Source organism: Collinsella sp. AM42-18AC, assembly GCF_003467965.1.
GTDB lineage: Bacteria > Actinomycetota > Coriobacteriia > Coriobacteriales > Coriobacteriaceae > Collinsella.
On record NZ_QSFY01000006.1, the window covers coordinates 1 to 9,969 of the forward strand.

Below are 9,969 nucleotides of genomic sequence, written 5' to 3' on the forward strand. Positions count from 1 at the left end.
CTATATTTGGCTAAATTATTCCGGCGCTAACAATGCCTGGTCCAGGCTCGAGGCGATGGCGCTCACCTGGTCCTTCGAGAGCCTGGAGACGCCTATCTTCTCGGCTACCCTCTGCACCTTGCGGGTGCTCGTGCCGGTGGCGTACATCTCGGCGACGGCGGCAACGAGGGCGCGGTCCACGCGCCGGTGGCGCTCGATCACGTCGTCCGGGAAGAAGCTGCCGGAGCGGAGCTTCGGGATGCGCAGCGTCAGCGTGCCGGCGCAGGTGCGAGCGACCTCTCGCGGTAGCCGTTTCGGCTGTTCGCCCCGCCACCGCTCAGCTGGTCGGTCTCGGCGTCCATCGCGGCGTTCACGACCTGTTTGGCGAGTCTGGGGAGCAGCTCCCGCATGTCGATGGCGCCGTCGCTGAAACGGGGCATGGCGAGTATGTCCGGCGCCGGGTCTGACAAGATTTACATAGCGATCTTCGTCCTTTCCCGGAACCTGTTGTTGTGGTGATTTCTGGTTCCGGGACGAAGGCCGTTTTTCGTTAAACGGGCACTAAGGGGTCACCCTTGCACCAACATTTTCGGCGCGATCCATGAGATTGAATTCCGCCATTCTTTTTGGATGCCAATGTGCTTGCTAGTATACTGATACCAGTATTTTTAATTGCGTTCTATTAGTTTCTCGATTATAAGGATTTTTATGACAAGTTCCATAAGATGTAAGCCTTTATTTGTTTTGTTTGCCGTTTTTTTCGCATTCTATTCAGTCTATTGGTATCTAAATAATCCGAGATTACTTGTACTGCTTACAATTACCATCTCGTTGATTCTAATTCTTGGCCTTTGCGCTGCATATGCTAAGGTGTACCATCGTCTTAAAAGTGAATGGGTATTCTTGGCGCTGCTTATAGCATTTCTAATTATTTTTATCTTTATCTTTCCTCCGTTTACGGTTCCGGATGAAGGCCATCATTTTTTTTCAACTTATTGGATGGTTGATAGTCTTCCATTCAATGCGCATGTGACAAATGATGGTGGTTTTCTAGTACGGGATATCGATCTTTCCCTTTATAAGGGTCGCCAGAGTAACGCCATTGACTCCTCTTCATTTGATTCGATTATTCAGAATTATGCTCTGTTTGAGAATGGGAAGTGGACTCCATTCAATGAGTTCTCATTTAGCGTCAGTAGTGAGAACGTTTCTGCGAAAATAGGATCTATCGTTGGGCTGCAAATCGGTCTGTTTTTCGGACTTGGTGCCTATCCTGTGTTCTATATGGGGCGCATTGGTTCGGCTCTGGTTTTTTGCTTTTGTGCGTTCCAGGCATACAGGATTGCACCTAAGGGCAAATCGGTTATTGTTTTTGTTTCGCTTCTGCCTATGACGCTTCACTTGGCTGCTTCATACTCTTATGATTCAGGAATTATTGCGTACTCGCTTTTAGTATTCGCTTGTCTAATGCGCGGTTTTTTTGGAGAGCAGAAATCAATAGGTTGTAAAGAAATCGTCATTTATTTAATTATTTCGGCGTTTTTGGCTCCGTGTAAGGTTGTTTATTCTGGGATGATATTACTTGGTTTGCTTGTGCCCCTTTCGCAGTTCCAAGATGTGAAAGTCGGACGTATCGGTAAGTGCATACTGATCTTTGCTGTTATAGCCTCCGTTCTAGTGCTGCGCATAGCATCAATGAGTACATTGGTGTCTCAGTCTTCAGATGCCTCTCGTGGCCAAGAGATCGGGCGGTTTTATACGCTCAGTGACATCATCATGCATCCAAAGAATAGCTTCGAGGTCTTTTTTAGGACATTAGATTCCCTAGGAGATTTCTATTGGGGATCCACCTTAGGTTATTCGCTTGGATGGCTCCAGAAAAACTTGCAGTTTCCAGCCTTTTTTATGATTCCTTATTTGTTGTTTGGGTTTATTTGTTGTTTGGATTCCGAAGATGAGCCCTCTTTTCTCAGCCCCATTTGTTCCATTCTGTTTATTATCGCTTTTGCTTTGGCTGCCCTTGGTTCCATTGTATCTATGTGGTTGGGCTGGACGTTCAATTACGAGAATGTAATACAGGGTGTTCAAGGACGATATTTTCTTCCTGTTCTACCAGCTTTGTTGTTTGGGTCGAGAACGCGCTTGTTTAAATTCAACTCATCTTCGCTTTCTGTCGTCTCTTTTGGCATGTGCGTGATGAATTGTTTATATCTTATTCGTTTTATTAGTATTGCATCCTGTGTGTAGGCCTTTGCGTAATGCTCTCGGGTTTTTTCTGCTATCTAACAGTTTAGATAACAGGCGATGATTCGGACGCCGCAGGGTCCCCGAAAGCTATGCTTTTCCAAGCCAAGCAGAGACTTTGACCGAGCGCTGGGTTGGCATGCGAGAGGCCAACATGAGGCCGTGCCGCGGGGCGGACCGCAGGTAGCAAAACGGCACCGGAGCCCATGTCGGGCCCGGTGCCCAAGCGCGATATCGACGGCGCAGTTTCGCGATATTCAACAGCGCCCAAATGAGTAAATACTCATTATCTATAAATGATAATAACGATTCGCGGGTTCCCCGACGGTGAAGTTTGGATTCATATAAGGATCGCCTTTGACGTAATACTTAGCCCATCGATAATTCATGTACGCGACCTCTTTGTGGAAGCGAATCTGCTTCTCCGTATTGTTTTCAACGCCTCTAGAAATCGACTCGTAGTGATAGAGCTCGACTTCGGGTGTGTATACAATTAGGTCGTTGATCTCGCGTAGCTTTAAGCAAAAGTCAACGTCATTAAATGCAACTTGAAGCTCTTCCGTGAAACCTCCGACTTTCTCATATTCATCACGCTTGGTCATTATGCAAGCTGCGGTGACGGCGCTGAAGTCTTGTTGTGCATCGTTGAGTGCAAAGTAGCCCCAGTTATCCCTTGGCATGCTTTGGCAAAGATGTCCTGCCACGCCACCAGTGACGCATAAGCCCGCGTGCTGGATGGTGTTGTCGGGATAGTAGAGTTTTGCACCAACTGCGCCAACATCCTCACGTGCGCAGATGCCAAGCATAGTCTCAATCCAATTGGGCGTAATTACCTCAGTATCGTTATTCAACAGCAAGAGATAGTCGCCCTTGGCGTGAGCAACGCCAAAGTTCATGAGCTTGGAGAAATTGAATTCGTGCTTCCAAGTTACAAGACGAACGATGTCAGGATATTTTGCTTGCAACTTATCGTAATAATCGAACGTCTCCTTTTCTGTGCTGTTGTTTTCGATTATGACAAGCTCGAAATTGTCGTACGTTGATTTCTCAACAATTGACTTAATGCAGTTGTCCAGAATGTTGGCGTGGTCTTTAGTTGGAATGATAATTGACACGAGTGGATGGGAATCTGGCACAGCGTAGGTTACTTTATATGTAAAGGGACGACGCGCTTGTTCGACCTTCGCATTGAGCCCAAGCCTGTCCAAATGACTCTGGACCGCTTTGATACCTGCGATAGTGGCATACGGCTTGCTATCGGCATTTGCTGCGGTGGAGGTCTCGCTTAGGCGCCAGTGATATAGAACCTTTGCAACATGATGAACTTTCCTTGCCTTTTCCACGGCGTGGAGAGTCAGATTATGATCCTGTGCTCCATCGAACTCTTTCGTGTTCGGTTCTAGAGTGTCAAGCAGAGACTTACGGATGGTAAGCATATGGCAGATATAGTTATTGTTTCTGAGCAGATCGATATTGAAATCCGGCTTAAAGAACGGCTGCGCTAGCATTCCATCGGGCATGAGTTTATCTTCATCACAATAAAGAAGATCGACGTCATCATTGTTTTCAATTGCCTCGGCATATGAGAACAACAAGTCCGGTTCAAGAATATCGTCATGGTCAAAGAAGCTAACGAAATCACCCGAAGCGATGGCAACGCCGGCGTTTGTGTTTTCGGAAATGCCCTTATTCTCGGTAAGGTTAATTGATTTAATTCTGTTGTCGTGGGCCGTCTCCTGCTCAACGCGAGCCTTTAGTTCCTGATTGTCAGGACTTGCATTAACTAGGATGAGCTCCCAGTTTGCATAAGACTGGTTTTTTACGGATTCGGCCATATCGTTAAAGAACGAAATGGGTGTGTTGTATAGAGGGACAATAATGCTGAACTTCGGAGCGCTGTTGAAGACGATTTTTCTCTGCTTCTCCAGAGCGCCGATAGTTGCCTTATGATCCGTGAACCATTCGGGGTATTCAGGGTCAAACTGCGCATGGGTAAAGAGAAAGTTGGTCTCCTCAAGAAGCAAGCCTAGCTTATCGGGTGTTAAGCATTCGAATGCACTGAATGATGGGTGATTTTGATCGTCAATAATAAAGTAGTAACGATCGAACGCCTTTGGCATTCGAATTGAGAGCTGCGTTTCAAGCTGCTTTTTCTCAGACGTAAATCCAACGCTTGTTACATTCGAACCGAAATTGACGATGCTCAAATCAACTTCATTGAGGGTTCGATCGAGGCAGCGAAGTTTGATTTGGGAGTCGCTACGATACGGCGTTCTCACCGTGCACCTAAGGATGTAGTCGCTTGAATCTTCGATGCACTGCCAGAAATCAATCGTTGCCATGTCAAACTCTGAAACGTCATCGTAGTTTCGGAGTTTACTGCACATGTCAGGTTTAATTTTGTAGTTAAGGCGCGACTCCCATTTGATGTTCTTGCAATTGAGTGAAAGGGAGTCGCTGCTCAGGGTACGACCGTCTTGGCCGATTTCGCAAAACTCAATTTTGATGGTGCGGGCATCGGGATCGGGGAGTACAAGGACGTATGAGTTCGAGTCACAACCATTGTCCCGGAATTTTAGGAGGGATAAAGGTAAGCAGCGGTTGTCGTTTGTAGCCGCTTGGGCTGTTACGCTGGAGCCTTTATGGATGCCTTCAATCATAAGCTGCTGGTAGATTTTCCAGTTTCCTCTGCATACTCCGGTTGTTTCGACTCGCATTGTCTGCCTTTCGTTTGTTGGACACTGCCCATTGTACTTTTTCATTTGTTGCCTCGCTAGAAATGCAGAAAGAGTTGCGTGTTTCTGCTGTCCGATTTAAATAAGAAGACGGGGAGGTTGCTGCCGGTGCGTATAATTTAATTAACTATGCATCTGTAATCAGCGGCTTTTGCTCAACGATTGTCAATCGAGAGGATTTTTATGAAAGGCATCATCCTCGCCGGCGGGTCCGGCACCCGCCTGTACCCGCTCACGCTCGTGACCTCCAAGCAGCTGCTGCCGGTCTACGACAAGCCCATGATCTACTACCCGCTGTCCACCCTCATGCTGGCGGGCATCCGCGACATCCTGGTCATCTCCACGCCGACCGACCTGCCCAACTTCGAGCGCCTGCTCGGGGACGGCTCACGCTACGGCGTGAACCTTTCCTACGCCGAGCAGCCCTCGCCGGACGGCCTGGCCCAGGCCTTCACCATCGGCGAGGAGTTCATCGACGGGGAGCCGTGCGCCCTGGTGCTCGGCGACAACATCTTCTACGGCAACGGCCTGTCGCGCCACCTGACGCGCGCCGTCCAGAACGCCGAGTCGGGCCGCGCCACGGTCTTCGGCTACCACGTGGACGACCCCGAGCGCTTCGGCGTCGTGGAGTTCGACGGCGAGGGCAGGGCCGTCTCCATCGAGGAGAAGCCCGCCCAGCCCAAGAGCTCCTACGCCGTTACCGGCCTGTACTTCTACCCGGGCGATGTCGCCGCCAAGGCACATAGGGTGGAGCCGTCCGCGCGCGGCGAGCTGGAGATCACCACGCTCAACCAGATGTACCTGGAGGAGGGGACGCTGTCCGTCGTCACCCTCGGCCGAGGCTACGCGTGGCTGGACACCGGCACCATGGAGAGCCTGCACGAGGCCGCGGAGTTCGTCCGCGCCGTCGAGCACTCCCAGGACCTGCCCGTGTCCGTCCCCGAGGAGATCGCCTGGGAGAACGGCTGGATCACCACTGCTGAGCTCGAGGAGGCCGCCAAGGCCTACGGCAAGTCGGTCTACGGGCAGCACCTGAAGAAGGTCGCCGCCGGCGAGATCGTCAACAGCCCGCGCGAGTACTAGCGCCAGCTTGTTTTCTTTTAGGGGTCACCGTTTATCTGGTGGCCCCTTTCGTTATGATTACGTTGACCATAAAGATAATATGATTGGGAGTGGATGTGTTAAGCGTCTACTTTGGCGATATGCCAGAAGCGATTTACAACACAGCGACATATTTCAAAAACTCTTACCGGTCTACTTGGATTACGGATCCCTATGCAGTCTCGATAATTAAAGATGTCGATCGATCGGATGTTGTCTCCGAAAACGTTATCGAAAGCCCCGTGCTTGGATCCATCTCCCCACTCCAGCTTTCTGGTGGCGTGAAAACGCTGCTGCTTATGAGATTTGATCGTAAGCATATTTTTAACGCCTCTACCTGTGGTGACAACTGTGCCAAGTGGATTCTTGACATGGCGAAAGACCGCAAGCTCGTTGTGAATCTCTATCATGTGATGGACTTTGGTCGCGAGGATTTTAAAATTAAAGTCGTGAATAGCGGCCGAATCGTTCACAACATGGCCGAATTGATTCACGAGTCGATTCCGTATCTGTAGGTACTGCTTATGAACGGTTCGCATCTCGTTAAGATTTCCCGCCGCAGGGGAACTAAGTACACATTTACCATCAAGCGGAACATCACTATTGTGCGTGGCGATAGTGGCACGGGTAAGACGACACTGTTTGACATGGTCGCAGACTACATGCGAACGGGCGAGCAGTCGGGTGTCTCCTTGCAATGCGATTGTCCCTGTGTCGCCCTGACCGATTATGATTGGCGAAACCAGCTTTCGTCCGTTCATGACTCGATTGTATTTGTCGATGAGGGCTTAAAAGAGATCCATTCTGATGAGTTTGCCCATCATGTGCTGTATTCCTCGAATTATTTCGTGCTGATCTCAAGGGCTGATTTCCTCAATCTTCCGTATAGCGTGGATGAGATTTACAAGATTAAGACGAGCGGAAAATACCATTCCTTCGTCCCTGTTTATCAAGATCGCGGAAATCATCGTTATGCTATTTCCCGGTCGGCGCCAAAACAGGACTTTTCTATCCTTCTATGCGAGGACAGTAAGTCTGGTTTCCAGTTCTTTGAACGGCATTTCGCTGACAGTGAGCTTACCTGCGCTTCGGCCATGACGAACAGCGCGATTTTGGGCTGGTTGGATCAGCATTTCGACGATCGCGTGTTTGTTGTCGCGGACGGAGCGGCATTTGGGTGCTATGCGGACCGCGTCCTTAAGCTGCAAGACATTCACCGCGATACTGTTACGGTTTGTCTTCCCGAGTCATTCGAGTGGCTTCTGCTGAGCTCCGGCGTAATTTCACGGTTAGATGTTAAGGCGGTTTTGGAAACCCCAGAAGCCTTTATAAACAGTGAGAAGTTTAAAAGCTGGGAGGACTTCTTCTATAAGTACTTACGCGATAAAACTGGGAATTCGGTCTTCCGTTACGACAAAGACTGCATTCCGGAGGCGTTTTGTAGGGGAAGTAATTCTGCGAAGGTTATGGCTCTTATCGCATGCCGAAATGTCCGATAGTTTTGTTGAATAGTGCCGCGGCGTCACTTCCTGCGGCATACTAAAGAAGCTGTACATGCTTCAGATTGGATTTTCATGTCTGAGATCTTTGAACCCAAGAATATCATCGTCACGGGCGGCTGCGGCTTCATCGGCAGCAACTTCGTGCACTACGTGGTCAATAACCACCCCAGCGTGCACGTCACCGTCCTGGACAAGCTGACCTACGCCGGCAACCCCGAGAACATCGCCGGCCTGCCCTCCGACCGCGTGGAGCTCGTCGTGGGCGACATCTGCGACGCCGAGCTGCTGGACCGCATCGTCCCGGGCCACGACGCCATCGTGCACTACGCCGCGGAGTCCCACAACGACAACTCCATCGCGGACCCCGAGCCCTTCCTGCGCACCAACGTCGAGGGCACCTTCTGCCTGCTGGAGGCCGTCCGCAAATACGGCGTCCGCTACCACCACGTCTCCACCGACGAGGTCTACGGCGACCTGGCGCTCGACGACCCGGCGAAGTTCACCGAGGAGACGCCGTACCACCCGTCCTCGCCGTACTCGAGCACCAAGGCCAGCTCCGACATGCTCGTGCGCGCGTGGACCCGCACCTACGGGCTTCGCACCACGATCTCCAACTGCTCCAACAACTACGGCCCCTACCAGCACGTGGAGAAGTTCATCCCCAGGCAGATCACCAACATCATCGACGGCGTCCGCCCCAAGCTCTACGGGAAGGGCGAGAACGTCCGCGACTGGATCCACACCGAGGACCACTCCTCGGCCGTCTGGGACATCCTCACCAAGGGCCGGATGGGGGAGACCTACCTCATCGGCGCCAATGGGGAGAAGAACAACATCACCGTCCTGCGCATGATCCTCGAGGCCATGGGCCGCGACCCCGAGGACTTCGACTGGGTCGCCGACCGCCCCGGCCACGACCGCCGCTACGCCATCGACTCCACGAAGCTCCAGCGCGAGCTCGGCTGGAGGCCGGCGCACACCGACTTCGCCGAGGGCCTCAAGGCCACCATCGACTGGTACGTCGAGAACGAGTCCTGGTGGCGCCCGGCCAAGGAGGCCACCGAGGCGCGCTACCGCGCACAGGGCCAGTAGACCGCATCCCGGCGAACCGCACCGCGGGGCGCCCGCGCGGGGCCGCAGGGCATGGGGATGATCCTGCGTCCCCGCGCGGGCGCCCCCGGTTACCCAACCTCTTCGATTGGAGCTTTTCCCACATGGCAGACATCGCATTCGAGAAGGACCTCTCCGCCACCGAGACCGGCATCGTGGGCCTGAAGGTCGTCGACCTGGCCGTCCACGGCGACTCGCGCGGCTGGTTCAAGGAGAACTGGCAGCGCGCCAAGATGACCTCTCTGGGCATCCCCGACCTCAGGGTCGTCCAGAACAACATCTCCTATAACGACAAGAGGGGCGTCACCCGCGGCATCCACGCCGAACCCTGGGACAAGTTCATCTCCGTGGCCCGCGGCTCGGTCTTCGGCGCATGGGTGGACCTGCGCGAGGGCAGCGCCACCTACGGGAAGGTCTACACGACCGTGCTGGACCCGAGCAAGGCCATCTACGTCCCGCGCGGCGTGGGCAACTCCTTCCAGGCCCTGGAGGACGGCACCGCCTACACCTACCTGGTGGACGCCCACTGGTCCCTTGAGCTCAAGAGGACCTACACCTTCGTGAACCTCGCCGACCCCGAGCTCGCCATCCAGTGGCCCATCCCGCTCGACGAGGCCACCGTCTCCGAGGCGGACCTCAACCACCCGATGCTCGCCGACGTCGTCCCCATGGCGCCCAAGAGGACGCTCGTCACCGGCTGCAACGGCCAGCTGGGCCGCGCGGTGCGCGCGCTGGCCGAGGAGCGCGGGGTCGCCAAGGACTTCGACTTCTGCGACATCGACACCTTCGACATGTCAGACCCGGAGGCCTACGATCAGTACGACTGGTCGCTCTACGGCACCGTCATCAACTGCGGCGCCTACACGGCCGTGGATAAAGCGGAGACCCCCGAGGGCCGCGTGACCGCCTGGAAGGCCAACGCGACCGGGCCGGCCCTTCTCGCCCGCACCTGCGCCGGGCACGGCATCACCCTGGTCCACGTGTCCAGCGACTACGTCTTCGACGGCACCGCCGAGGTCCATACCGAGGACGAGCCCCTCAGCCCGCTGTCCGTCTACGGCCAGACCAAGGCCGCCGGCGACATCGCCGTGGCCGGCTGCCCGCGCCACTACATCATGCGCAGCTCCTGGGTCATCGGCGAGGGCCGCAACTTCGTCAAGACCATGAGGGGACTGTCCGACCGCGTAGCCGACCCCGAGGACAAGCTCGAGCAGGTCACCGTCGTGGACGACCAGCTGGGCCGCCTGACCTTCACGCGCGACATGGCCGCGGCCATCTTCCATGTGCTGGACGTGAAG

Annotated in this window: 8 protein-coding genes; 6 read left to right on the forward strand and 2 right to left on the reverse strand. The window is 53.5% G+C overall.

Annotated features, from left to right (window positions below; translation table 11 throughout):
- Positions 1-15: 15 nt before the first annotated feature.
- Positions 16-252, reverse strand: coding sequence for a transposase (locus DW913_RS10160; RefSeq protein ID WP_369832261.1), 237 nt, complete (start codon positions 250-252; stop codon positions 16-18).
- A gap of 435 nt (positions 253-687) precedes the next feature.
- Between DW913_RS10160 and DW913_RS04565 the strand changes: the two genes are divergently transcribed.
- Positions 688-2,226: a DUF2142 domain-containing protein gene (locus tag DW913_RS04565; protein ID WP_117797731.1), complete on the forward strand. Its 1,539-nt coding sequence runs from the start codon at positions 688-690 to the stop codon at positions 2,224-2,226.
- Positions 2,227-2,513: 287 nt separating this feature from the next.
- Here DW913_RS04565 and DW913_RS04570 read toward each other — a convergent pair whose 3' ends face one another.
- Positions 2,514-4,985, reverse strand: coding sequence for a glycosyltransferase (locus tag DW913_RS04570; protein ID WP_117797732.1), 2,472 nt, complete (start codon positions 4,983-4,985; stop codon positions 2,514-2,516).
- Positions 4,986-5,141: 156 nt separating this feature from the next.
- Here DW913_RS04570 and rfbA point away from each other — a divergent pair, with 156 nt between their 5' ends.
- The 5 genes from rfbA to DW913_RS04595 form a co-directional block, all read left to right on the forward strand.
- The gene (rfbA, locus tag DW913_RS04575) at positions 5,142-6,041 is read left to right on the forward strand and encodes a glucose-1-phosphate thymidylyltransferase RfbA (protein ID WP_117797733.1); all 900 of its coding nucleotides are present in this window, start codon (positions 5,142-5,144) and stop codon (positions 6,039-6,041) included.
- A gap of 95 nt (positions 6,042-6,136) precedes the next feature.
- Positions 6,137-6,574 (forward strand): DUF4869 domain-containing protein, encoded by a 438-nt coding sequence (locus DW913_RS04580; protein WP_040360074.1) that lies wholly within the window; start codon positions 6,137-6,139, stop codon positions 6,572-6,574.
- Positions 6,575-6,583: 9 nt separating this feature from the next.
- Positions 6,584-7,558, forward strand: a complete 975-nt coding sequence (locus tag DW913_RS04585) for a hypothetical protein (RefSeq protein WP_117797734.1) — start codon at positions 6,584-6,586, stop codon at positions 7,556-7,558.
- Positions 7,559-7,633: 75 nt separating this feature from the next.
- Positions 7,634-8,653, forward strand: a complete 1,020-nt coding sequence (gene rfbB / locus DW913_RS04590) for a dTDP-glucose 4,6-dehydratase (RefSeq protein ID WP_117797735.1) — start codon at positions 7,634-7,636, stop codon at positions 8,651-8,653.
- Between the two features lie 122 nt (positions 8,654-8,775).
- The coding region (locus DW913_RS04595) for a sugar nucleotide-binding protein (RefSeq protein ID WP_199580760.1) at positions 8,776-9,969 on the forward strand (1,194 nt) is incomplete at its 3' end.

What these genes read in the sequence shown, in the direction of transcription:
- DW913_RS04565 (WP_117797731.1), top strand. Translation starts at nt 688, where the DNA reads ATGACAAGTTCCATAAGATGTAAGCCTTTATTTGTTTTGTTTGCCGTT.
- DW913_RS04570 (WP_117797732.1), bottom strand. Translation starts at nt 4,985, where the DNA reads ATGAAAAAGTACAATGGGCAGTGTCCAACAAACGAAAGGCAGACAATG.
- rfbA (WP_117797733.1), top strand. Translation starts at nt 5,142, where the DNA reads ATGAAAGGCATCATCCTCGCCGGCGGGTCCGGCACCCGCCTGTACCCG.
- DW913_RS04585 (WP_117797734.1), top strand. Translation starts at nt 6,584, where the DNA reads ATGAACGGTTCGCATCTCGTTAAGATTTCCCGCCGCAGGGGAACTAAG.
- rfbB (WP_117797735.1), top strand. Translation starts at nt 7,634, where the DNA reads ATGTCTGAGATCTTTGAACCCAAGAATATCATCGTCACGGGCGGCTGC.